The organism is Bradyrhizobium sp. GCM10028915, assembly GCF_042666195.1.
Lineage (GTDB): Bacteria > Pseudomonadota > Alphaproteobacteria > Rhizobiales > Xanthobacteraceae > Bradyrhizobium > Bradyrhizobium canariense_D.
On the sequence record NZ_JBHTFN010000071.1, the window covers coordinates 194,984 to 217,439 of the forward strand.

The following is a 22,456-nucleotide window of genomic DNA, read 5'->3' on the forward strand; positions in this document are numbered from 1 at the left end:
GATTCGGTCCGCCACTGCCGCTGTCCCGGATTGCACTGCGCTCCATCCGGACTACGAGGCCATTGATCCAACAACGTGATCTCGCGCACGCCCTCGGCCGTGGAATCGTGCCAGAAATCGACCGGAATCGAGCTAAATCGAACCCGCCCATCTTGGGGATCGACTAATCTCTGATCTATAAGTTTGATCGAACCAGGTCCGCACCCCGAGGTTGCCGCCGTGAACGACATGCAATGGGCCCCCATCGGCTCCGAACCCTTACCCCCGCCGCTGCCGCCCACGCGGGTCGATTTCACCGGCAACCGTACCGAGTTTCGCAAATTGGTCACCAAGGGTGCCCTGCTCGAGCTCGTCACCTTCGGCTTCTACCGGTTCTGGCTCGTCACCGACATCCGCCGTCATCTGTGGGCGAACACCGCGGTTGATGGCGACGCCGCCGAATATACCGGGCGGGCCAAGGAGCTGCTGGTCGGCTTCCTGTTCGCGCTCGCGATCCTGGTGCCGATCTACCTCGCTTACTTCCTTGTCGGTATCGAGTTCGAACGCTGGCAGGGCTTTGCCTCGACGCCGCTGTTCATCAGCTTCTACGCCTTTGGTCAGTTTGCGATCTTTCGCGCGCGGCGCTATCGCCTGACGCGCACGGTCTGGCGCGGCGTGCGGTTCTGGATGGACGGATCGGGCTGGGCCTATTCGTTCCGCGCCATGCTGTGGGGCTTGCTCGTGTTCCTGACGCTCGGGCTCGCATTGCCGTGGCGCGAGGCCTCGCTCGAACGCTACAAGATGCGGCACACCCATTACGGCGATTTACGCGGCGATTTCGAAGGCGACGGCTGGACATTCTTCAAGCGCGGCTGGTGGCTGTGGCTGCTGAGCCCGATCGCGATGGTGATCTTCCCGCTCGCGCCGTTCTTCTATGCCGAGTTCAAGGCGCGCGAGTGGCGCTGGTGGCTCGACGGTATCCGCATCGGCGACGTCAGCGTGTCCTCGCAATTGCCGCACAACGCATTCTACGCGTTGTACTGGAAAGTGATCGGCTGGTGGATGCTGCTCTCGGCCATCTTCGCCGCCTATATCGGCGGAGCGACCATGCTCGTCGTCAAGCTGAGCGGTCTTTCGGTCGAGCAGGCGTTGGTGCGGGGCAATGCCGCCAAGAGCATCCCGACGCTGGTGATGATGGTGATCGGCTACTTCGCACTCGCTCTCGCCCTCAACATCGTCATGCGGGTCTATCTCCAGCGCGATCTCTGGGCCAAGGTGCTGGAAACTGTCGAGGTGCACAACATCGGAGCCGCGGCGGATGTGCGCGGCAGCGCCGAGCTCGCCAGCGCGCTCGGCGAAGGCTTTGCCGATGGACTCGATGTCGCGGGATTCTGAGCTGTGAGTGAGTTGTCCACAGAGGTCCCGGCGCAATCCGCAAAGCCGACGATCTTCTTCGACGGCGTGTCGAGCCGCAGGCGGCAGGTGGCGCTGACGCTCGGTGACGCGCTCGAGATCCTCGAAGAGGGTGCGACGCCCGTTCGCTGGGCCTATGCCGACATCCGCCGCGCCGATAGCCCGCCCGGCATCTTGCGGCTCGCCTGCGCTTCCGCTCCGCCGCTGGCCCGGCTGGAAATCCGCGACGCTCTGCTCGCGTCAGACGTGACCGCGCGCTGCATGCGGCTCGACGAGCACCAGACCTCGCGCCGCGGGGTCGCAAAAATCGTCGGCTGGTCGATGGCTGCCGCCGTCTCCATTGTCTGCGTCGTGCTGTTCGGCGTGCCGCTCGCTGCCGACCGCCTCGCGCCGCTGGTGCCGAAACCGATCGAGCGGCGCATTGGAGATGCGGCGGAGGTTCAGGTGAAGACGATCTTCGGGCGCAGCGAGTGCCAGGATGGGGCGGGGAAAGCCGCCTTCGTCAAGCTCGTCAATCGGCTGCGCGATGCCGCCGGCCTCGACGACGATTCCATGACCGCGGGCGTGCTGCCGACCCCGGTGCCGAACGCGTTCGCGCTGCCGGGCGGCAAGGTGTTCGTGCTGAAGGGCCTGCTCGACAAGGCCGAAAATGCCGACGAGATCGCCGGCATCCTCGCCCACGAGCTCGGTCATCTCAAGCATTACGACAACATGCGCGGCCTGATCTACAACGGCGGCACCTCGTTCCTGATCGGCCTGTTGTTCGGCGACGTCACTGGCTCGAGCGCCGTGATCTTCGCCTCGCGCAGCGTGGTTGAGGCTTCCTATTCGCGCGAGGCCGAGACCGCTGCGGATACGTTTGCCATCGAGATCATGCACAAGCTCGGCCGTTCGCCTAAGCCTGCAGCCGAATTGATGTTCCGCATCACCGGCAAGGAAGGCGGCGGCCTCACGTCGATCCTGGCGAGCCATCCGCTGACCGAGGACCGCCTCGCGCGCATGACGAAAGAAGACCGCCCCGCCAGCGGCCCGCCGCTGCTCACGGATGCGGAGTGGCAGGCGCTGAAGGGGATCTGCGGCAGCGGCAAGGTGTGACGGCCCGCCCTCAGCGCATCACTTCGCGGGCGCAGCAGGTGGATTCGATCCGGTGGTGACGCTCGGCGCGTTGTTCGGATTGGAGGTCGTGGTCTGCGGGCCGACGTCGCGTCCATTGTAGAAGAAGACGGCAGCGACCACGGCGATCACGAAGATCGCGCCGATCGCCCAGCCCACCGGGCTGTTGCGGCGTGCTCTGTCTGCCCTGCGGTCATCCTGATAGGTCATCGTGCTCTCCATCGTAGAGCAGGAAAACCTTGCGCGAGCGAACCTGTTCCTAACGTGACGCGGTTTGCAAGCCGGCGCCTATCTCGTCCCGTAGGCGCGGTCGCCGGCGTCGCCGAGGCCCGGCAGGATAAAGCCGTTCTCGTCGAGACCTTCATCGACTGCGGCCGTCCAGATCGGCACGTCAGGATGCAGTCCGCGCAGCCGTTCGAGCCCTTCGGGGGCGGCGATCAGGCAGGCGAGGCGAATATCCTTGGCGCCGCGCTCCTTCAGCCGGTCGATTGCGGCCACAGCCGTGTTGGCGGTCGCAACCACGGGCGTCACCACGATCGCCAGGCGCTCGCTGAGATCGGACGGCGATTTGAAGAAGTACTCGACCGCGGCAAAGCTGTGCGGCTCGCGGTAGAGGCCAATATGGGCGACGCGCGCGGTCGGCACCAAATCCATCATGCCGTCGACGAAAGTGGTGCCGGCGCGCAGCATCGGCACGAACACCAGCTTCTTGCCCGCGATCTTGGCCGAATGCATCGTCGCCAGCGGCGTTTCGATAACGGTATCGGCGAGCGGCAGGTCGCGCGTCACCTCGTAGCACAGCAGCATGCCGATCTCCTTGATCAGCTCCCGAAACGATTTGGTCGAGATCGATTTGTCCCGCACCAGGGTCAGCTTGTGCTGCACCAACGGATGATCGACGATCGTGACGCCTTGCATGATCGGATGCCTTTCTTCCTTCTCCCCTTGTGGGAGAAGGTGGCGCGAAGCGCCGGATGAAGGATCTGTTTCCGCGAACTCGAACGAGAGACTAGAACACCGTACCGTCGCTGATCACCTTGAGCGGCGGCGAACCATCGGGCCGGCGCGCGAAGGCGATGGCGCGGCCCGCGGCCCAGGTGCCGCCTTCGAGAATGCTGGCGAGCGGCAATGTCTCAGGAGTGCGCTCGAGTTTGGCGCGGACCAGTTCGGCGAGCCGGTCCAGCAGCGCCACGGTCAGCGCGCGCCACTCGACGACGAGCAGGGAATCCACCGCATGCGCGCGCTCGGCATCGGCGGCGTCGCGCAGGCGCAGCACCTCGTGATCGACGAACAGCCCGCCATTGCGATATTCGGCAAGCCCGGTCAGGCCGTCGATGTCGGTGACGTCGAATCCGGCGCGCTGCAGCGGCTCGATCAACGAATAGCTCAGCCATTGCGACAGCTTGTGCAGGGGCACAAGGCCCGCGGTAGCGTCATCGGCCTTGATCGCCGGGTGGCGCCAGCAATCGCCGAGCGGAATCCCGGCAAGCTCCAGCCGCGACGGCCAGATCGGTCCGAGCTGATTCAGCACCGCCGAGAGAATCGCGGGCGCGGGAACCGCGCCGCCCTTCGCCTGCGCCGCGATGTGATCGAACAGCCCGCCCGGCCGCGGGGTGTCGTGCGCGCCGAACACGTCCGCCCGCTCCGCCACCAGCTTGCCCAAGCGGCGCAGCAGATCGGTCCGCCCCTCGACCCCGAGCAGCGGATTGGCATCGCTCACCTGAAAGGCCGAAGTGAGCGCGGCGAGTGGCAGTCGCGCGAGCACGTCGGCATCGGTCCTGAAGGGCGCGCGGGGATCGTGGGAAAAAAGGCCGCTTGCGAACATGTCGAGGCTCGCAATCGCGAGTCCCTCGGATCGGCCGATGCTCTGTCCCGTCACCGCGTCGCGGTATCGCCACGCGGCACCCGCGCCGGCGTCGAGCAGCACGCTGACGATGGCAAGGTCGAACTCCGCGCGCGCCCGTGCCGCGCGGTCGGGCCATGACGTCGCGTCCGCGAGCCGCGCCCAACGGTCGACGCCATCAAGCACGAAATGCCGCCAGCGCGCATGGAACGGAATCTCCAGCGTCGGATAGGCCTCGCGCGTCACGGCGAGAACGGCGTCGGCAACGCCATCCATGCGATCGAGATCGATGGTGAAATGCGTCAGCCCGCCGTTCAGACCGATCCCAAACATCTCGCCGGCACGCGCGCGAACCGCTGCTGCGCTAAGCAGCGAACGGGCCTGCAATTCCAAAGCGTCTGCCATCAATCGATCAGTATTTTTCCAGCGAACGCCCGACCACGCCGTCGACGTCCTTCTCCGGCGCAATGTCGGTGGAGTAATAGCCGGCGGCCTTCTTCGCGGCGATCTCGACATAGGCGTCGGCGGGAATGAGCTCGGGCGGGATCGGCACGCGCTCGACGATGTCGATGCCCTGCGAGGTCAAAGCGTCATGCTTCATGTCGCTCATCGAGAGGAAGCGGTCGATGCGCTTCAGGCCCAGCCAGTGGATGGTGTCGGGCATCAATTGCTGGAAGCGCGCGTCCTGGACGCCGGCGACGCATTCGGTGCGCTCGAAATAGGCGGCGGCCGCATCGCCGTCCTCCTGGCGCTTGCGCGCATTGTAGACCAGGAACTTCGTGACCTCGCCGAGCGCGCGGCCTTCCTTGCGGTTGTAGATCACGAGCCCGAGTCCGCCCTCCTGCGCGCCGCGCGCGGATTCCTCGATGCCGTGAATGAGGTAGGGCCGGCAGGTGCAGATATCGGAGCCGAACACGTCGGAGCCGTTGCACTCGTCATGCACGCGGCAGGTGATCTTGGTGCGATGGTCCGGCAGCTTGGTGACGTCGCCGAACATGTAGACGGTGGTGCCGCCGATCGGCGGCAGAAACACCTTCATGTCCGGCCGGGTCACGAGCTCAGGGAACATGCCGGCGGTCTGCTCGAACAGCGTGCGCCGCAGCTCGGTCTCGTTGGTCGCAAAGCGCTCCGCAAGGCCTGGCAGATACCAGACCGGATCAATCGCGATCTTCACCACCGACACGCTGCCATTGGCGTGCACGACGTCGCCGTCGGCGCGCAGGCGCTTGGCGGCGAGCGCCTCGCGGATCTCCGGCAGGTCCAGCCGCGCGCGCGTCACCGCGATGCTCGGCCTGATGTCGATGCCCTCGGCGATGTCCTTGCCGAAATTCTCGGCGACGAGATGCCCCCAGGGATCGAGCGCGACGATCTTGGCGGGATCGCTCCATTGCGGGAACGGCCCGATGGTCGCCGCGGGAAACGTGTTGGTGAGGTCGGGCCTACGAATCGGATCGAGCGCGCCGGCGGACACCGCGAGCGCGCGGTACATCGCATAGGAGCCGCCATGGCTGCCGATCACGTTGCGATCTCCCGCGCGCGACACCGTGCCGATGATCGGACCGCGGGTGCGTGCGTCGGCGGCGCCCCAGTGGATCGGGAAGGCGGCTGTCCTGCCCGGCTCCGGATGGGAGGTGAGGCGGATGTGGTCGGTACGGTTCGCGCGGCTCATGACCAAACTCCTAAAAAGCCAACGGCCCGCCGCTCGGACGGGCCTTGGCTCGTCGCGCTGCCGATGCGGAACACCGGCGGCGCGAGCTCAATCCAACATATTGTAGCGGGCAGTCGCGACAGACAAGTTAATCGTGCTGCGCGGGGGCGGGGCGGTTCGCGGCCAAATTCCTGTCGTCCCGCGACCCGGCAGCGCTTGCCCGAGTCCCACGCTACCGCACTGGCGGAGCTCTCCGCCACCGCAGTAAGATGATGAAGTAATTATGGTTTTCACGTTTTCAAGAGGCGCCACACGGTTGGCGTGCCGGGCGTCGAGTTTCCGGACAAAACGTGTCATCAAACCAAAACGTACAGATCGCCTTTGCCGCATCGCCTTCCTTGGAGACCGCCATGCCCGCCCCCGCCTACATCGACCCCCGCAACGGTAAGCTCTATCCGCTGGACCAGCCGCGCTGGTGCTCGGACGAGCGCACGCCGCTGCTGGTGACGCCCGGGGCAGGGATGTCGCGGGAGGAGATCGAGCCGCGCACGCGTTCGCTCTGGCGCTACCGGGCGGCGCTGCCGGTCGAGATCAAGACTCCGATCACGCTCGGCGAAGGCTGCACGCCACTGGTGCAGCAGGCCTGGGGCGAGCTGCGCCCGTTCTTCAAGCTCGAATGGTTCAACCCGACCGGCAGTTTCAAGGACCGGGGCTCCGCCGTGATGCTGTCCTTCCTTCGGCAGATCGGCGTCGACGCCATTCTGGAGGACTCGTCCGGCAATGGCGGCTCGTCGATGGCGGGTCTCGGCGCCGCCGGCGGCATGCGCGTGAAGATTCTCGCGCCGGCCTCGACATCGCCGGCCAAGATCGCGCAGGTCCGCGCCTATGGCGCGGCGGTGCAGCTGGTCGAGGGCCCGCGCGAGGAATCGGAGGCCGAGGCAATCCGGCAGTCGAGCCAGACCTTCTATGCCAGCCACAATTGGCAACCGTTCTTCCTCGAAGGCACCAAGTCGCTCGCCTATGAGATATGGGAGGACCTCGGCTTCCGCGTCCCCGACAACGTCATCGTGCCCGTCGGCGCCGGCAGCAGCCTTTTGGGTTGCGCCCTTGGTTTCCGTGAGCTGTTGAAAGCCGGCCAGATCACCAGGCTGCCGCGCCTGTTCGCGGCGCAGCCGCTCAACTGCTCGCCGATCGATGCAAGCTTCAAGGCCGGCGTCGACACCCCTGTCGCGCGCGAGGTGAACAAGACCATCGCCGAAGGCACCGCGATCAAGCATCCGCTGCGCCTGCGCGAGATCATCGGCGCGTTGCGCGAGAGCGGTGGCGGCACTGTCGCGCTGACCGAGGACGAGATCGTCGCCGCGCTGCGGCGTCTTGCGCGGCAGGGCCTGTTCGCCGAGCCGACCAGCGCAAGTGCTGCCGCCGCGCTGGAGAAACTATCCGTCACCGGTAGCATCAAGGCGACCGAGACCACGGTCGCGGTCCTCACCGGCACCGGCCTCAAGGCCGCGACCATCGTTGCCGATCTCGTGCAATAGGACCGCCAGGGAGGCGAAGCCGTCGCCGTCATGGGCTTGCGTTGAACCTTTGGCATCCGTCGTCAGCCTCATGAAAAACTGACATTGAGCGAAGGGAGAGTTCCATGGCCGACCAAGACCCGTTTGCTGGTTTCAAGGCAGTCCAGAAGGAAGCCTGGTCGCTGTTCACGCCGATGGAAGTGTTCACCACGCCCTCGGCCGCCAAGCTCGTGAGCTTCGCCGGGGTCGCGACCGGCCAAATGCTGCTCGACGTCGGATGCGGCACCGGCGTTGCCGCGATCACGGCGGCGCGCCGCGGTGCGAAGGTCAGGGGTCTCGACCTGTCGCCGGTCCTGCTCGAGCGCGCCCGCGAGCACGCGCAGCTGGCGAATCTCGATGTCGACTTCGCCGAAGGCGACGCCGAAAGCCTGCCCTATGGCGACAACGAGTTCGACGTGGTGCTCAGCCAGTTCGGCCACATGTTCGCGCCGCGTCCCAAGGTCGCCATCGGCGAGATGCTGCGCGTGCTGAAGCCCGGCGGCACCATCGCCTTCTCCACCTGGCCGCCGCATCTCTATGTCGGCCGGATGTTCGCGCTGATCGGCCGCCATCTGCCGCCGCCCGAGGGCGTGGCCTCACCGGTGTCGTGGGGCGATCCGAAGATCGTCGCCGAACGTCTCGCAGGGAAAGCGAAGGATATCACCTTCGAGATGGACATCATGACGCCGTCCGCACTCAGCCCGCAGCATTTCCGCCGCACCATGGAAACGACGATCGGGCCTTTGATCAAGCTCGTCGCCCAGTACAAGGACGAGCCGGACAGGCTGCGGAGTTTTCGCAGCGAGTTCGAGGCGCTGATCTCCGAATATTACGACGGAAGCAACAACGTGATGCGCCAGCAATTTTTGATGTCGAAGGCGAAGAAGGCGTAAAGCCGCGCCACGGTGCTTTCCTTCTCCCCTTGCGATCTCACTCCTTCAGATCGTTCACGCGCCTTACCCAAATGCGTACATCGGTGAGCACGTCGGGCAGCGCCGCCTTGACCTCAGCCACGGTCATGCCGGCCTTGATGCGGGGATCGTAGAGCAGGTTGAGGATGTACTGGTCATAGACGTCGAAATAGCCCATCGAGACGTTGTCGTTGAACATGGTCCAGGGCACGCTGGCGGTGTCGTTGATCGGGCCGAGCGATTGCAGCAGCTCCTCATAGGCGCAGTCGAGGAAGGTGAAATCGCCGTTGTCGACGGTGAGGATGACGTCGGAATGCTCGATCTCGAAATTGTCGTTCTTGCGGAAGCCGGACAGGCATTGCGGATCGAGCGAGGTGCGGATCTCGCGGGCCTTCTCCGCACCGTAGAAGCTCGAGATGGTGCGGAACAGATCGCGGTCGCGCACGAGCTTCACGCGCACATTCGCCGCTTCGCTGGAGTCGATCATGGCGATGTCGAGATGCTGCACGCGCTTGCCGATGTCGGCTACGACTTTCGCGAGCTGCGCCTTGCGGTCGGCGCGATCGCTCTCGGCGAACACGCGCACCGGTCCGTCGAACTTGCGGATGCGATCGACACGGCCGGCAAGGTGGTATTCGGCGCCGAACGCCGTCTTCAGAAAGCCGTCGACGATCTCGCCGTCGGTAAAGCTCTTCTTCTCGGCGCGCTGGCGCGAAGCGATCGCGGGCAATTCGCCCGCGACGGCGATGGTAGCGGTGTCAGGCGCGAACGCGACGGTGGCGAGCGCCAGCAGCACGATGCGAAAGCCGGACGGAGACGGGGCCAATGCGCTCATTGCCAGGCGACGCTGCCGTATTCGGAACCGACGCACAAGGCCGCATATCCACGCGCCGCCGATTCTTGCTAGTTGTTCAGCACGACCACCGTGGTGCCGACCCCGACGCGGCCGTAGAGGTCGGTGACGTCGTCATTGGTCATGCGGAAGCAGCCCGAGGACACCGCCTGGCCGATCGTCTCCGGCTCGTTGGAGCCGTGGATGCGATAGAGTGTCGAGCCCAGATACATCGCGCGCGCACCGAGCGGATTTTCGACGCCGCCCTTCATGTGACGCGGCAGGTCCGGCCGGCGCGCCAGCATCTGTGACGGCGGCGTCCAGTCCGGCCATTCCTTCTTGGCGGTGATCCGGTGCACGCCGCCCCAGCGGAAGCCGTCGCGGCCGACACCGATGCCGTAGCGCAGGGCCTGGCCGTTCTGGAGCACCAGATAGAGCCGGCGCTCCGAGGTGTTCACCACGATCGTGCCGGGGGCGTAGTTGCCGTTATACATGACGGTGGTGCGGGGAACTGGGCTCGAGCCGCCGCGGAAGAAATTCGGGCCGCCGCCCATGATGTCGCGCGAGTCGAACTCCTCGGCGAAGGCGCCGCCGGCGGTCGCCGACAGCAGTGCGATGGCGGCAATCGGCGCGGCAAAATACCGGATCATTGTTCCCCCAGCAAAAAATCGATTCAACTGAAGTTACAGGCCATATTTGCGGGCTTTCCGCAAGCCACGGCCTCGTGAGACGGGGCATCCTTAACGGTTGGCGTTACCAAACCGGCAACCGCGCCAATTTGCTGGAAAGTATTAGCCAAACCAGCGCATCGCCGCGCGGGGCAGGGCGGCGACGCCGGCTATTGCTTTGACGAGACGAGCGAACAATGATTGATCGGATGGATTGTTGGAACATTGCCGGTTGCGGGAGCTGACGGATGAACGGTGCGGAAAGTCTGGTGCGGACGATGGTCAAGGGCGGGGTCGACGTCTGCTTCTCCAACCCCGGCACCTCCGAGATGCATTTTGTCGCAGCGCTCGACCGCGTGCCCGGCATGCGTTGCGTGCTCGGCCTGTTCGAAGGCGTGGTGACCGGCGCCGCCGACGGCTATTTCCGCATGAAGGGCACGCCGGCCTCGACGCTGCTGCATCTCGGCCCCGGTCTTGCCAACGGCCTTGCCAATCTGCACAACGCCAAGAAGGCGAATTCCGGCATCGTCAACATCGTCGGCCAGCACGCCGTCTACCACATCGACTACAACGCGCCGCTGACCTCCGACATCGAGGGCCTGGCCCGGCCGATGTCGTCCTGGGTCCGCACTTCGCCGGACTCCAAATCGGTCGCCGCCGACGGTGCCGCGGCGATCGCCGCCGCCAAGAGCGCGCCGCCGCAGATCGCGACCCTGATCCTGCCCGCCGACACCGCCTGGAACGAAGCGGACGGCATCGCCGAGGTTCCGGCCGAGCAGCAGCGCGCGAGCTATTCGCCGCAGGCGGTCGAGCAGGCCGCAAAGATCCTGCACGGCGACGGCGAGGGCACGCTGCTGCTGATGACCGGCAGTGCGCTGAGCGAGCAGGGCCTGGCGCTGGCCGAGCGCATCGCCGCCAAGACCGGTTGCACCGTGATGGGCCCGACCTTCCGTCCCAGGATGGCGCGCGGCCGCGGCCGCTTCTCGATCGACCGCATCCATTACGTGATCGACAACGCGCTGCAGATGCTGGCCAGGTTCCGCCATATCGTGCTGGTCGAGTCCGACGATCCCGTGGCGTTCTTTGCCTATCCGAACAAGCCGAGCATCCTCAAGCCCGAGGGCTGCGAGGTGCATCGCATGACCTCCTGGGGGGAGAATTCGGTCGCTGCACTGGAAGCGCTCGCCGGCGCGGTGAAGGCCAGCGCGAAGGACGTCAAGCCGCAGGCCGCGGCTGAGCTGCTCAAGCCGACCGGCGCACTGACCCACGCCTCGATCGCGCAATCGATCGCCTATGCGATTCCGGAGAACGCGATCCTGGTCGACGAATCCCTCACTACCGGCCGCGCCTTCTTCCCGCCGACAGCGGCGGCTGCTCCGCACGACTGGCTCCAGAACATGGGCGGCTCGATCGGCTTCTCGACGCCGCTCTCGATCGGTGCCGCGATCGCCTGCCCGGACCGCAAGGTGATCTGCATGGTCGGCGACGGCAGCGCGATGTACACGATCCAGTCGCTGTGGACGCAGGCGAGAGAAAATCTCAATATCGTCACCATCGTGTTCGCCAATCGCATCTACCAGATCCTGCGCGGCGAGTTCGACAATGTCGGCGCCGGCGAGCCCGGCCAGCGCGCCAACGACATGCTGCGGCTCGACCGGCCGACGCTGGATTTCGTGGCGCTGGCCAAGGGCATGGGCGTGCCCGGCCGCGCCGTCACCAACGCGGACGAGTTCAACAAGGCGCTGGCCGAGGCCGTCGCCGAGCCCGGACCGCGGCTGATCGAAGTCCAGATGTAGGGCACCGCATCAGGAGCGCCGAGGGCCGGGGGCAAGATGCAGACCGAGCTGAACAAGGTGATCGCGGCACTCCGGGACTTCTACGCACACGAAACATTCCTGTTCGAGAAGGACATCGGCGAGCGTGCCATCACGCACCGCTTCGCTGTGCATCTGGAGAAGCAGTTCTCCGGCTGGTCGGTCGATTGCAACTACGACCGGCTAGGCGAGCGTACGCTGCATCTGCCGCACGGCACCATCATCTCGACCGACGATCATCTGGGCAAGTCGATCTACCCTGACGTCGTGGTGCATCAGCGCGAGATCCCGAACAATTTGCTCACCGTGGAGATCCGCAAGGCCAGCAATCACACCGCGCTCGACCACGACCAGCACAAGCTGATGGCGTTGACCGATGCGCATGTCTGGTTCGCCTTTTGGATCGGCGTGCTGCTGGTGCTGGACAAGGACAACGTGACGATCTCGGAAGTCTATGTCAGCGGCGTCCTCGATCAGCCGCTGTCGCGCTGGTTCGCCACGCGGCTGGAGGAGGTCGGCCTCGGGGCTGCGCGTTAGAGCGTCTACTCATAAGTCATATTCGAGGACGAAGCTGAGTCGCCCCGCCGGACGACATCGACTGCTATGATCCGTTGTAGGCGTTCGACGACCAGCCGACCATGAGCGTGACCAGCGTCACAGAACAGGAGCTTGCCTTTTGACAGGCTCTACATACGCTGCGCACATAGTACTCGGGGCTTCGATGGGCGCGTTTCGCTGGTTTTCATTGTTCTTTTTCATCCTAGCCTGCGGCTCGGCTCATGCCGAGCGCCGTGTCGCGCTGGTCATCGGCAACTCCGCCTACAAGAGCGTGCCGAGGCTCGCCAATCCGGCGAACGATGCTGCTCTGGTCGGTGGCATGTTCAAGAAGGCCGGGTTCGACTGGATCGACCTCAGGACTGATCTCAATGCTACCGAGATGCGCAAGGCTCTGCGCGACTTTGGTGGCCGGGCGCGAGACGCCGAAGTTGCCGTCATCTACTACGCCGGTCACGGCATCGAGCTCGACGGGACCAATTACCTGATTCCAACCGATGCAACTCTCGAGACCGATAGCGACGTTCTCGATGAGACCGTGGCACTCGACCGCGCGCTGTTTGCCGTCGAGCCTGCGAAGCAGCTCCGGCTCGTCATTCTGGACGCCTGCCGCGACAATCCTTTCGCCAAGACGATGAAGCGGACGGTCGCTGCCCGAGCCATTGGCCGGGGCCTCGCGAAGATCGAGCCGACGAGCCCGAACACGATGATCGCCTTCGCCGCCAAGGCGGGCTCGACCGCCTCGGATGGCGACTCGAAGAACAGTCCCTTCGCCGCAGCGCTGGTCGAGCGTTTGCCGATGCCGGGGCTCGACCTGCGCAAGGCCTTCGGCTTCATCCGCGACGACGTACTCAAGAACACCGGCTACAAGCAGGAGCCTTATGTATACGGCTCGCTCGGCGGCGACGACGTGCCGCTGGTGCCCGCGAAGCCGGTAGCCGCTCCTGGACCGCAGGCAAGCCCGCAGGACGCGGTTCGCAGAGACTATGAGCTGGCTTTGCAGGCAGGCGAGAAAGACGCATGGCATGCCTTCCTGCGGACGTACCCGGATGGCTTCTACGCCGATCTCGCCAAGGTCCAGTTGAGGAAGATCGAGGCCGAGCAAGCGCGCTCCGCCGCTGCTGAGAAGGCCCGGCAGGCTGAAGATGAGAAAGCACGGCTCGCGGCGGACCGCGCCAAGAAGGCCGAGCAGGACAAGGCGGCCGCTGCCGCTAAAATCGCCGAGGACGCCCGGCTCGCTGCCGAGAAGGCCAAGCAGGTTGAGGAGGCCAAAGCCGCCGCCGCCGAGCAGCGGAGAAAGGAAGCTGAAACCGCCGTTGCCAAAGCGCTCGCCGAGAAGCAGACCGCCGAAAAGGCGCTTGCGGACAAGATCGCTAGTGACACGGCCGCAGCCGAACTCGCTGCCAGACAGTCCGCCGAGAAGGCGAACGACGGTGGCGAGCAAAAGGTCGCAGCCATTGCCCCGACCTCGTCGCAGCCGACCCTATCACCGCGGGAAACAGCGAAGCTTGTGCAGTCGGAGCTGCGTCGCGTCGGTTGTCTATCTGGCGCGGCGGATGGAGACTGGAATGCAGCGTCGCAGCGATCGCTTTCCACCTTCAACAAATACGCTGGCACGAAGTTCGACGCCAAGCTCGCGAGCTTCGACGCGCTCGATACGATCAAGGCCAAACCCGGACGGGTCTGTCCGCAGGTCTGTGATCGGGGCTTCAGAGCGGATGGCGACACCTGCGTGAAGATCGCCTGCCGAGTTGGCTATCGCGTCAATGACGATAATGAATGCGAGAAGGTCCAAGATAAGAAGCCGGTCGCCAGCCGTGAGGAGTCCAAGAAGCGAGATGCAGAACGGAAGCAGGTTGAGACGTCGCCATCGAAGCCGCAAGCATCGAGCCAGATATTTTGCAATGCTGCTGGCTGCCGCCCTGTCGGCAAAGGATGCAGGATAGAGAGCGCCAGCAGTGGTGACATGAGCTCGGTGATGACGGGCCAGGCTGGCCGGAGCAGAGAAGTCTGCAATTGATCGCCTTGCATGGGCTTGGGCTGCTATGGCCCCAAGCAGGCTAGCAGAACTTCGCCCAAGGTCGCATTGTCGCTTCCGCCATCGCCTTTTGATCGATGCGCGCCGCGGTTCACCTCTGCCGGTTGATGAGAGGGGAGCCGCAAGGCCGCTCGCATGACGAGCGGCCTTGCATCATCATCGTCCGTCACCCGCTCAATGCAGCGGGTCGCCCTGGCCGAGTGCGTAGGCGACGAGGTCCTTCAGCGCGAAGCCGGAGCCGGTCACCGGCGTCCATTGCGGGTCGAGCGACAGCACGGAGGAATTATCTCCGAACATCATGCCGAGGAAGACTTCGGCGACGATGCGACCGCCCACCGGTCCGAGCTGCGGTGTCCTGACCGTAGCGGGCCCGCCGGTAGCGGGTATCGCCATGTCGGTCGCGTTTTGCCGCGCCTCGGCCAGGATGTAGGCCCACAGCGGGCAGTTGCCGGCGAACACGCCGTTCGCGATGGTCGCGATCTTGACTTGCGGATCGCCCGCGCCGGGCTCGTCGACGGCCTTGCCGATGATGATCTCGTCGTCGCTCAGCGGCGTCAGGTTCATCGCCCTGGCGACGGCCTGGCCCGACGGCAGTCCGAGCCGCCAGCTGCGCTCGAGATTGCGCAGCGCGAGCGACGCCGGATTGGAGGCGACTTCCGGCGGCAGCTTGCGCAGCGGGTCCACCAGCGAGGCATCGATGCGATAGGCGAACTGCAGCCGCCTCTTGTTGTCGGGATTGGTGTCGTCGTCCTCGACGCCGTAGGGGCGCGTGTCGAGATCGATGAAGCGGCCCCAGTCCATGGCGCGTCCCGGTCCCATCGCTCGGAAGCCGGTCAGTGCGTTGTGGTCGGGATTGTTGGGATCGGGAAAGATCTGCAGCAGCATGTTGGCCGCGTCGTTCAGCCGGTAGCCGGGGCGGATCATGGAGTGCCCGAGCCGGTAGGCCGCGACCGAGAACTCGACCGGCATGAACGGATAGGTCTTCCAATGGTAGTAAGCGAGCTTGCCGCGGTCGTAGCGACCCGCGGTCTTCAGCTGGTCCAGCACGCTGGCGTGGACGATGCGCGGCAGGAAGTCGTTCAGCACCACGTACTGATAGTGGAATCGAACGCGCTGCTGCACCTCTTCGAACGACAGGCTGTCATTGTCGTCGACCATGCGGTTGTGAAAGCGCAGCATCAAGGCTTGAAACTGCGAGACAATGCTGTTCTCGTCGTTGCGGGGATCGCCGATCAGCGCGCGGCCCTTGAAGCGCGGCAGATCGACTGCATCGGGCACGCCCGCCCCGGTGACCTTCTCGCCGAGCCGGAACTTGATGTCGTCATACATGTAGGGCTGGTCGTTCGGGCCGCGGCCGTAGACATTGTCCATGTCGAGTGACGGCGTGCGGAAGTCGACGAGCCCGTCGGGGTCCTGCTGCTTGGTCAGCGAGCTGACCGGATCGAAGGTGATGTCGTGGTCGATGAACTGGCCAAAATAAGTGTAGAGCGAGGGAATGCCGCTCTCTTCCGCATCCGGCCCGTCCTTCGGCCCGTCGAAGCCGGCGACCATCTTGTCGGCGAGCGCCGACAGGTTTGCGACAGCGTCGGAATCGTTCGGGCCGAATTTGGCCGGTGCGAGCTTGCGGAACATGCGGCCGAAGCGGCCTTGCGAAAGCGGCGAACGCGTTGCGTTCAGACCGCGCGGAACAATTGCGTGGCGGCTGCTCATTGAAACACCTTCCTGAAAAGTCGAATGGAAAGATCGGGCTAAGGTTTCTCGCGCTGGACTTTGCAGCCTAGGCGCGATCACGCCTGCCACGAGCGAGATGGATCACAATTGCCCGGTATCGAAATTTTCGGAAGGTGCGCCTTGGCCCGCAAGCCACGGCTGCGCATCGTGAATTTCTCGGTGCTGATGACGGATAACATTCTCGTCATCGACGGACGCAAGCGGCTTCGCACAGTTTCAATTCGCCGGCACGTCGGCGGAGCGGGTCGTCTTCACGCAAAAATTGTGGCGGCGCGCGCGTCATACGCGCACGCCGCCAATTCGTCAGTAGTCGCGCTGCTGCGAGAACGCGTAGCGCGGGTTGATGCCGCAATAGGACGACGTGCCGGAGGCGGTAGCGAGGCACTGCTGATAGCTGGCGAACTGGCAATTGCCCGGGTAACCCCACGAGCGGCCCTGGATGCAATATCGATCGTTCGCAGGATGTGCCTGGGCTGCCGGGGATGCTACGGCGAGCAGGGCCGCGAGCGATGCGAGAGTGAGGATGGTGCGACGCATGTCAGTCTCCTTCGAGAGCGAGTGGGTGGGAATGCCAGCGAGCCTGGCTCGTCTGTTGCGCAGTCATGCCTGTATTGGTGTCGCCAGAATGCTTTGCGTTCGCGACAAGGCACATCATGACGCAGCCTGCTGCCGGCAATGTGATCTCGGCCACAGTTCACCATGGGGTTCGAGCCTATCGTGAACGGACTTGCACGCGTCGATCCCGCAGAAATACGCTTGCCTTATTCGGATCAGGTATTTTGGAGGTTCTAATGCAGAAATCATACTTGCTGGCTGCGACAGCAGCGCTGGCGCTTCTCATGCAGGCACCGCTCGCGTTGGCGCAGGGCGCACCAGCCGCCGCCGGAACCGCGGCGTCTGCGACGACAACCGCCGCGCCGGCAACGACGACGACCGCGCCGGGCGCAACCAGCGACACCTCCAGCCAGCCGACCGACTCCAAAAAGAGTGCGTCGAAGAAGCCGGCGAAGAAGAAGATGACGCGGCAGCAGGAGATCGATCACTCGGTCGACAGCGGCACGGTGCCCGCGCGCTACCGCAGCTCGGTGCCGAAGCAATACCAACAATACATTCCGTTCGATAAGCAGTGACGGATCGCACGGCAGCGCGGCGTGATCGGGCATCGCGCCGCCAATGCCATCGCGTGAAATAGGACCTTGGCCGGACGGAATCCGGCCATACATCCCCAGTGGCGGTCCGCGCGAGCGGTGCTAGAGTAGGTCGAAGCCTGGGGGGAGTAATGAGTGACGACGTGAAGGATGCTGGCCTCGTGGCGATGATCAGCAGCATCCTGGGAGGCAACAGGCGCGCCGCAGACAGTGTTGCGCCGCCGCCGGTCATCGAGGTTCCGCCGCCGACCGCGCCGACGAACGGATTTGAGCTGGTCGAGCTGCCCGCCGCCGATACGCCGCCGGCCAACCTCGAGGACAAGCCCGAAACAAATTCCGAGAACGCGCTCGATGCGGCGCTGGCCCCCGCGAAGTCAGTCGAGCCGCCAGCGAAGATCGCCACGACACCTGATGGCAAGCAGTTGCTGCCTGCTGAAGCGATCGCCGATCTCGTCCTGGGTGAGCTGCGCAAGCTCGAGAATTTTCCGGCGACCGGCGCCTCCGTCACGGTCTACGGCTACAGGCACTGGAACGCGATGATCACCTTCGCGCCGTTCTCGACCACGTTCCGGGATGCCACGCGGTTCCGGCAGGCCATGCCGGACATCGTTTTCAAGCTGCGCCGTTTCGTCGTACTTGAGATATGATCCGGGATGATCGCCAGCTTCTGCCCGCCGCGATTGCTTGCGGCGCGAAGGCGCGGGCCGTGAGCCCGAACAGTTCGACAGGATTTTCGACTTGAGCGTTGCCTTTACCAAGGAAGAGAGCGCGGAAACCGCCGCCGAGACGCTGTTGCCGGATCGGCCGATCTCGCCGCATCCAAATCTCGTGACGGAAGCAGGCTTGCAGGCGTTGCAAAAGCAGCTTCAGGACGCGCGCGAGGCCTATGAAGCCGCGCAAGCCATCGAGGACGTCAACGAAAAGCGCCGGCAGTCGGCGGTGCCCTTGCGTGACGCCCGCTATCTCACCGAACGGCTGCGCACGGCGCAGGTCATTCCCGCCCCGGCCTCGACCGATGTCGTCGCCTTCGGCAGCACGGTGACGTTCAGCCGCGCCGATGGCCGCGTGCAAACCTATCGCATCGTCGGCGAGGACGAAGCCGATCCCAAGGCCGGCACGATCTCATTTGTGGCACCGGTGGCGAAGTCGTTGATGGGGAAGGCGGTCGGGGATGTCGTGGGATCGGGTGCGCAGGAGATCGAGATTTTGTCGATTGGGTAGGGGGCGTTTATCGATGGTTTCCGCTGTGTCCGCGCAACAAGGCGCGATAGCTGGATGAGGCGGTTTCTGTCGGGAGCATTGCCGTTTTACGCGCTGGCCGGGTTGGCCATGTGCATGTACCTCGTCCTGTACAGGACAAATCTCTTCGACCTGAACGCCATCGTCCAGGATGCGACCGGCTCGGCGTGGTTTCCGGCCTTCATATTCGTCTGCGTGCTGCTGGAGGCGGTCTTCCCGTATTTTGGCTATTTCCCCGGAACCGCTCTCATCCTGATGTCCGTGGCGCTCAATCCAAAGCCCGCGGACGTCTCCGTTTTCATCGTGGCGTGGTTGGCCATCATCCTGGGCGCCGTTCTGAGCTACGGACAGGCTCGTTTTTTCAGACCGCTGTTGCAGCGGATTGCCTCAAAGGCGGCACTGAACCGGTGTGAGTCCCTCCTCGACGCCTACGGTCCTTACGCGCGAATTGCGCTGTTCGTTCATCCCAACGCCTGCGCGATGTATTTCACGGCACTCGGACTCCTCGGCCGCAACCTGACGCGCGAGCTCGCCTATCTCGGCGTGGGCGCAGCAGCCTCTGTGGGCATTCTGTTCGTCGTGGTGACCAGACTTGTGTCGTCCGTAGGCACCACGGACGATGGAGAATTGCAGCTGCTGCTGGCCGCAGCGCTGGTTACTATCGGCACCCTGGTCGGTTTGTACGCAGCCTGGCGACCGGCGCGGGTTGCGTGAAGCTTGATGCGATCGCGCTTCAGGTCCCCCGCGATGATGCCATCATGCCGGTGTTTTGCCCGACGAGTCAAATTATATTTCGGAAAAGTCGCAATCCTGTAACTCATTGATCCGACTGAGGTCGGCTACTGTGCATGGGGTTGTTTTCGCTGTTTTTGATTTGGACGGGTGAAGACAGCCGCCGAGCGTCGGTTATCGTCCGCAACAAATTATGGTTCAGGAAGGTGAATGGTGGGCGCACAAGGGATCGAACCTTGGACCTCTCCCGTGTGAACCACAATCGGTAGACCTGAGCCAACCAAATCCGGCCATAGTTGAAATGTAAAAAACCCTTTAATTGATGGTTGTTATGGCCTTGTGCGGCCATAAGAGCCCATAGGCGACCTTGCTACATTTTGTATGCCCCCGTTGTGCCCGCCTTGGATTTTCCCTCGGGGCACAAAAACGGGGGAGGTCTGAGACCCGGTTCTGTTCGAGGTTGGCCGCCCTTGTTGCGGGGCACATCAGGGCACAGAGAGAGGGAATGGATCATGACGGAGCCGGCCAACCAGCTGACACTCACCGATGCGGTGATCCGCAACGCAACGCTGCCGCCGGGTAAGGCGCAGCATTATCTCCACGACGACAAGCTGCCCGGCCTTGCCTTGCGCATGCGCGCCACCGGCGGCCGAACCTGGGTCTACCTCTTCACTAAGCCGGGGGTGAGGGGGACCCAGCGCAAGACCCTCGGCGCGTGGCCCAAATATAATGAAAAGGCCGCGCGCAAGGCCGCCACCATCGCGGCAGGCGAGGTCGTCAAGGGCTTGGACCCGAACGATGCGAAGCGCGAGGCGAGGCGGCAACAGGCAGCCGATAAGCAGCGCACCACGCTCGCGGCCCTCATTGTTGAAGATGGTCCCTACCAGACGTCCTTGACCGAACGTCAAGTCGTCAACTGGAAGCCAGCAATGTCGGCCTTGCGGCGCGGGCTCAAGGATCACGCCGAGAGCGGCGTGGGGGACCTGACGCGACGGCAAATCATGGCTGCGGTCGACAAGATTGCCAAGACTGGCAAGCGCGGTGCCGCCAAGGACTTGCGCAAGCACGTGCATACCTTCCTCGAATGGTGTGTCGGCGAAGGTTACGTCGAGCACAACGTGCTCGCCGGCTATCGCGCGCCCAAGGAAACTCGCGCGCAGAGAGTCGGGCGCCGAACAAAGGGCCGCGCGCTGACCGATGAGGAAATCATCAAGGTCTGGGATGCATCCGGCAAGCTCGGGGCTTTCGGTTTCCTGGCACGCATGTGCCTGCTCGGCGGCCCGCGGCGCAGTGAGCCTACCATGATCGAGTGGCGAAAGCACATCATGGACGACCGGATCACGTTCGATGCGGCGTGGACCAAGATGGGGCTGCACCACGATGTGCCGCGCACTCATCTGGTTGACGAGGTGCTCACGGCCGCGAAACATTTCCAGCGCGCGACGTCCGACTATGTCTTCCCGTCACCGAAGACCGGTGGGCAGATGTCGGGCTTCACCAAGATGGTCAACCGCCTGGTCAAGGAAGCGGGCGTTGCCAAGTTCACCATGCATGACCTAAGGCGCAGTTTGCGCACCATCATGTCGCGCTGTGGCTACGACAACGAAATCCAGCGGTTGTGCGTTGGGCAGAAGCCAAGCGGAATCGATCAAGTCTACAATCACGACGAACAGTGGATCATCCGCAAGATGGCGTTCGAGGCGGCTCACGACTACGTTGCAGAGCTGGTTGGCGCGAAACGCATCGGGAAGATCGTGCGCCTGCAGCGGACGAATCCGCTTGACCCGATCAAGGCCGAGCTGCTCGGCCGTCTCCGTGAGCATTATGCGGCCGAGGCGTCCTAGTCGTCTTATCGCACTTGGCCAAATAGTCCCGCACCGCATCGACACGATAGAGGGGCCGGCCATCGACGTAGCGCCATTTCAGCGGGTGGTTCGGGTCGCGCCGCCACTGCTCAAGTGCACCGGGCGTGCGCCGGATGACCGCTGCCGCTTCCCATGCGGTCAAGTTGGAGCTGCCCGGCAGCGTATCGATATCGAACGTCGCTGGCGGGGGCAAGCCACGGTTCTTTCGACGGCGCTTCGCCGCGAGCGGCTTATCCAGACTATTCGGCGCCTTTAATCGCTCGATCCGAGTCGCTTCGCCCTTGCCGCTCATGCCTTTGCCCTGGACCGTGATTGGTCTAGGCATTAGGTTCGAGGCTTCTCGAGCAAGAAAGGGATCGAGAGCACAGATATTGCGGCTGGGTAGCTGTGGCGTGCAAATAGGACGAATCGTTCCTGTCCGCGGAATGGCTAGGCAAAGCATTTTGTAAAGCGAGAAGAAGCTTTCTCCCTGCCTACGCATCGCGTGAGGGCGCAGGTAGGTCGAGCCGCGTCCGGAGCTCTTGCAGCGTCATCTTACAGGCATCGTGCATGCCGGCCCGCAAATGCGGCAGAGAAGAAACGTAGATCAAAGCTCTCACTTCGATCGACTGATTGCCGGAACAATCTGACAGGTCGGGCAAATCGACTGCAATACTGGCGTCACGAGACCGTTCACGGATCGGACCATAGTCAAAATGATGGATAGATGCGCCTCAATGCGCCTGTGCTAGTACGCCCACTCTCGAATCGAGGAGCTAAAAGTGGCGAAGAAGGCGAAGAACACGGCTACGAAGAAGAAAACTGTGCGTCGCGAATACACAAAGGCCGACGTGAAAGAGCTGCGCGCTCATTCGAAAGCGAAGACGCCGGTTGCAAAAATCGCGAAACTCACAAAGCGCTCCGAAGGCTCACTCCGCCAAAAGGCGCTCAAGCTTGGAATCCGGCTCGGTCACCAGCGCTAGACGCGGCATCATGACGCTCTTCAATAGAATGCTCTCGACCAGAACGTTGTTGCAAGTCATCTGCGTTCTCGTCGCTGCTGTCCATGAAGTTGTTGAGCGCTCTCTATGACTTCAGCTGGCAACCGCACTTGGCGGTTGATTAGAGGAGCATTCTGGAAGGTTCAGCAGAAAAGAAGTCCATCTAGTGGCGAGCTATCACGCGGCGTTCAGGTATACGAAGTAATGGCGCCTTGAAAGCCGCAAGGTCAAGGAGGCAAGTCAAAAATCAAGCGCGGGCGATTTCCCGATATGTCCGGTAGGCTTCGAACCATCAATCAGGCCGTTATGAGCGGCGGGATAACGATCGGCTTTGTTGATTTTGCTGAGGTTTTGTTTGAATCTGGTCGGGTTCGTTGCGCTTCGGCAGGGT

Annotated in this window: 21 protein-coding genes; 13 read left to right on the forward strand and 8 right to left on the reverse strand. The window is 63.8% G+C overall.

What is annotated here, in order from left to right:
• Positions 1-228: 228 nt before the first annotated feature.
• Both ACFQX9_RS36550 and ACFQX9_RS36555 read left to right on the forward strand, forming a co-directional pair.
• Positions 229-1,374 (forward strand): YjgN family protein, encoded by a 1,146-nt coding sequence (locus ACFQX9_RS36550; protein ID WP_026232573.1) that lies wholly within the window; start codon positions 229-231, stop codon positions 1,372-1,374.
• Positions 1,375-1,377: 3 nt separating this feature from the next.
• Positions 1,378-2,487, forward strand: a complete 1,110-nt coding sequence (locus tag ACFQX9_RS36555; RefSeq protein WP_026232574.1) for a M48 family metallopeptidase — start codon at positions 1,378-1,380, stop codon at positions 2,485-2,487.
• Positions 2,488-2,505: 18 nt separating this feature from the next.
• Here ACFQX9_RS36555 and ACFQX9_RS36560 read toward each other — a convergent pair whose 3' ends face one another.
• The 4 genes from ACFQX9_RS36560 to ACFQX9_RS36575 form a co-directional block, all read right to left on the reverse strand.
• Complete coding sequence (locus tag ACFQX9_RS36560; RefSeq protein WP_026232575.1) at positions 2,506-2,715, reverse strand: hypothetical protein; 210 nt, start codon at positions 2,713-2,715, stop codon at positions 2,506-2,508.
• A 78-nt stretch (positions 2,716-2,793) separates the two neighbouring features.
• Positions 2,794-3,423 carry a uracil phosphoribosyltransferase gene (gene upp, locus ACFQX9_RS36565; RefSeq protein ID WP_007614501.1) on the reverse strand — a complete coding sequence of 210 codons (630 nt, stop codon included), beginning with the start codon at positions 3,421-3,423 and terminating at the stop codon, positions 2,794-2,796.
• A gap of 91 nt (positions 3,424-3,514) precedes the next feature.
• Complete coding sequence (locus tag ACFQX9_RS36570) at positions 3,515-4,753, reverse strand: URC4/urg3 family protein (protein WP_377791936.1); 1,239 nt, start codon at positions 4,751-4,753, stop codon at positions 3,515-3,517.
• A 7-nt stretch (positions 4,754-4,760) separates the two neighbouring features.
• On the reverse strand, positions 4,761-6,017 hold the full coding sequence (locus ACFQX9_RS36575; RefSeq protein ID WP_018453693.1) for a GTP cyclohydrolase II: 1,257 nt from the start codon (positions 6,015-6,017) through the stop codon (positions 4,761-4,763).
• A 389-nt stretch (positions 6,018-6,406) separates the two neighbouring features.
• Between ACFQX9_RS36575 and ACFQX9_RS36580 the strand changes: the two genes are divergently transcribed.
• Together ACFQX9_RS36580 and ACFQX9_RS36585 are read left to right on the forward strand one after the other, a co-directional pair.
• Positions 6,407-7,534 (forward strand): threonine synthase, encoded by a 1,128-nt coding sequence (locus tag ACFQX9_RS36580; protein WP_026232576.1) that lies wholly within the window; start codon positions 6,407-6,409, stop codon positions 7,532-7,534.
• A gap of 104 nt (positions 7,535-7,638) precedes the next feature.
• Complete coding sequence (locus ACFQX9_RS36585) at positions 7,639-8,445, forward strand: class I SAM-dependent methyltransferase (protein ID WP_018453695.1); 807 nt, start codon at positions 7,639-7,641, stop codon at positions 8,443-8,445.
• Between the two features lie 37 nt (positions 8,446-8,482).
• On the opposite strand, the gene ACFQX9_RS36590 is transcribed toward ACFQX9_RS36585, so the two are convergent.
• Together ACFQX9_RS36590 and ACFQX9_RS36595 are read right to left on the reverse strand one after the other, a co-directional pair.
• Positions 8,483-9,298, reverse strand: a complete 816-nt coding sequence (locus ACFQX9_RS36590) for a DUF2927 domain-containing protein (RefSeq protein ID WP_018453696.1) — start codon at positions 9,296-9,298, stop codon at positions 8,483-8,485.
• Positions 9,299-9,366: 68 nt separating this feature from the next.
• Positions 9,367-9,945: a L,D-transpeptidase gene (locus ACFQX9_RS36595; protein ID WP_007596474.1), complete on the reverse strand. Its 579-nt coding sequence runs from the start codon at positions 9,943-9,945 to the stop codon at positions 9,367-9,369.
• A 266-nt stretch (positions 9,946-10,211) separates the two neighbouring features.
• On the opposite strand from ACFQX9_RS36595, the gene ACFQX9_RS36600 reads away from it, so the two are divergent.
• From ACFQX9_RS36600 to ACFQX9_RS36610, 3 genes are all read left to right on the forward strand, one after another.
• Complete coding sequence (locus ACFQX9_RS36600; RefSeq protein WP_085349553.1) at positions 10,212-11,759, forward strand: acetolactate synthase large subunit; 1,548 nt, start codon at positions 10,212-10,214, stop codon at positions 11,757-11,759.
• 36 nt (positions 11,760-11,795) lie between these two features.
• On the forward strand, positions 11,796-12,314 hold the full coding sequence (locus ACFQX9_RS36605; protein ID WP_377791937.1) for a hypothetical protein: 519 nt from the start codon (positions 11,796-11,798) through the stop codon (positions 12,312-12,314).
• A 184-nt stretch (positions 12,315-12,498) separates the two neighbouring features.
• Positions 12,499-14,352 carry a caspase family protein gene (locus ACFQX9_RS36610; RefSeq protein WP_377791938.1) on the forward strand — a complete coding sequence of 618 codons (1,854 nt, stop codon included), beginning with the start codon at positions 12,499-12,501 and terminating at the stop codon, positions 14,350-14,352.
• A 192-nt stretch (positions 14,353-14,544) separates the two neighbouring features.
• Here ACFQX9_RS36610 and ACFQX9_RS36615 read toward each other — a convergent pair whose 3' ends face one another.
• Together ACFQX9_RS36615 and ACFQX9_RS36620 are read right to left on the reverse strand one after the other, a co-directional pair.
• Complete coding sequence (locus ACFQX9_RS36615; RefSeq protein ID WP_377791939.1) at positions 14,545-16,080, reverse strand: heme peroxidase family protein; 1,536 nt, start codon at positions 16,078-16,080, stop codon at positions 14,545-14,547.
• A gap of 324 nt (positions 16,081-16,404) precedes the next feature.
• The gene (locus ACFQX9_RS36620; RefSeq protein ID WP_007596464.1) at positions 16,405-16,638 is read right to left on the reverse strand and encodes a DUF3551 domain-containing protein; all 234 of its coding nucleotides are present in this window, start codon (positions 16,636-16,638) and stop codon (positions 16,405-16,407) included.
• A gap of 254 nt (positions 16,639-16,892) precedes the next feature.
• Here ACFQX9_RS36620 and ACFQX9_RS36625 point away from each other — a divergent pair, with 254 nt between their 5' ends.
• The 6 genes from ACFQX9_RS36625 (at position 16,893) to ACFQX9_RS36650 (ending at position 22,047) form a co-directional block, all read left to right on the forward strand.
• Positions 16,893-17,231, forward strand: coding sequence for a hypothetical protein (locus tag ACFQX9_RS36625; RefSeq protein WP_085349549.1), 339 nt, complete (start codon positions 16,893-16,895; stop codon positions 17,229-17,231).
• A 149-nt stretch (positions 17,232-17,380) separates the two neighbouring features.
• Positions 17,381-17,896: a hypothetical protein gene (locus tag ACFQX9_RS36630; RefSeq protein WP_085349548.1), complete on the forward strand. Its 516-nt coding sequence runs from the start codon at positions 17,381-17,383 to the stop codon at positions 17,894-17,896.
• Between the two features lie 91 nt (positions 17,897-17,987).
• Positions 17,988-18,470: a transcription elongation factor GreA gene (gene greA, locus ACFQX9_RS36635; protein WP_026232577.1), complete on the forward strand. Its 483-nt coding sequence runs from the start codon at positions 17,988-17,990 to the stop codon at positions 18,468-18,470.
• 54 nt (positions 18,471-18,524) lie between these two features.
• Positions 18,525-19,202 carry a hypothetical protein gene (locus tag ACFQX9_RS36640; RefSeq protein WP_026232578.1) on the forward strand — a complete coding sequence of 226 codons (678 nt, stop codon included), beginning with the start codon at positions 18,525-18,527 and terminating at the stop codon, positions 19,200-19,202.
• Positions 19,203-19,732: 530 nt separating this feature from the next.
• A complete protein-coding gene (locus ACFQX9_RS36645; RefSeq protein WP_377792038.1) occupies positions 19,733-21,064 on the forward strand; it encodes a tyrosine-type recombinase/integrase in 1,332 nt (443 codons plus the stop codon).
• A gap of 782 nt (positions 21,065-21,846) precedes the next feature.
• Positions 21,847-22,047, forward strand: coding sequence for a hypothetical protein (locus ACFQX9_RS36650; RefSeq protein WP_377791940.1), 201 nt, complete (start codon positions 21,847-21,849; stop codon positions 22,045-22,047).
• The last annotated feature ends 409 nt before the right edge of the window (positions 22,048-22,456 follow it).

What these genes read in the sequence shown, in the direction of transcription:
- ACFQX9_RS36550 (WP_026232573.1), top strand. Translation starts at nt 229, where the DNA reads ATGCAATGGGCCCCCATCGGCTCCGAACCCTTACCCCCGCCGCTGCCG.
- ACFQX9_RS36560 (WP_026232575.1), bottom strand. Translation starts at nt 2,715, where the DNA reads ATGACCTATCAGGATGACCGCAGGGCAGACAGAGCACGCCGCAACAGC.
- upp (WP_007614501.1), bottom strand. Translation starts at nt 3,423, where the DNA reads ATGCAAGGCGTCACGATCGTCGATCATCCGTTGGTGCAGCACAAGCTG.
- ACFQX9_RS36570 (WP_377791936.1), bottom strand. Translation starts at nt 4,753, where the DNA reads ATGGCAGACGCTTTGGAATTGCAGGCCCGTTCGCTGCTTAGCGCAGCA.
- ACFQX9_RS36575 (WP_018453693.1), bottom strand. Translation starts at nt 6,017, where the DNA reads ATGAGCCGCGCGAACCGTACCGACCACATCCGCCTCACCTCCCATCCG.
- ACFQX9_RS36580 (WP_026232576.1), top strand. Translation starts at nt 6,407, where the DNA reads ATGCCCGCCCCCGCCTACATCGACCCCCGCAACGGTAAGCTCTATCCG.
- ACFQX9_RS36585 (WP_018453695.1), top strand. Translation starts at nt 7,639, where the DNA reads ATGGCCGACCAAGACCCGTTTGCTGGTTTCAAGGCAGTCCAGAAGGAA.
- ACFQX9_RS36590 (WP_018453696.1), bottom strand. Translation starts at nt 9,298, where the DNA reads ATGAGCGCATTGGCCCCGTCTCCGTCCGGCTTTCGCATCGTGCTGCTG.
- ACFQX9_RS36595 (WP_007596474.1), bottom strand. Translation starts at nt 9,945, where the DNA reads ATGATCCGGTATTTTGCCGCGCCGATTGCCGCCATCGCACTGCTGTCG.
- ACFQX9_RS36600 (WP_085349553.1), top strand. Translation starts at nt 10,212, where the DNA reads ATGAACGGTGCGGAAAGTCTGGTGCGGACGATGGTCAAGGGCGGGGTC.
- ACFQX9_RS36605 (WP_377791937.1), top strand. Translation starts at nt 11,796, where the DNA reads ATGCAGACCGAGCTGAACAAGGTGATCGCGGCACTCCGGGACTTCTAC.
- ACFQX9_RS36610 (WP_377791938.1), top strand. Translation starts at nt 12,499, where the DNA reads ATGGGCGCGTTTCGCTGGTTTTCATTGTTCTTTTTCATCCTAGCCTGC.
- ACFQX9_RS36615 (WP_377791939.1), bottom strand. Translation starts at nt 16,080, where the DNA reads ATGAGCAGCCGCCACGCAATTGTTCCGCGCGGTCTGAACGCAACGCGT.
- ACFQX9_RS36620 (WP_007596464.1), bottom strand. Translation starts at nt 16,638, where the DNA reads ATGCGTCGCACCATCCTCACTCTCGCATCGCTCGCGGCCCTGCTCGCC.
- ACFQX9_RS36625 (WP_085349549.1), top strand. Translation starts at nt 16,893, where the DNA reads ATGCAGAAATCATACTTGCTGGCTGCGACAGCAGCGCTGGCGCTTCTC.
- ACFQX9_RS36630 (WP_085349548.1), top strand. Translation starts at nt 17,381, where the DNA reads ATGAGTGACGACGTGAAGGATGCTGGCCTCGTGGCGATGATCAGCAGC.
- ACFQX9_RS36640 (WP_026232578.1), top strand. Translation starts at nt 18,525, where the DNA reads ATGAGGCGGTTTCTGTCGGGAGCATTGCCGTTTTACGCGCTGGCCGGG.
- ACFQX9_RS36645 (WP_377792038.1), top strand. Translation starts at nt 19,733, where the DNA reads ATGACGGAGCCGGCCAACCAGCTGACACTCACCGATGCGGTGATCCGC.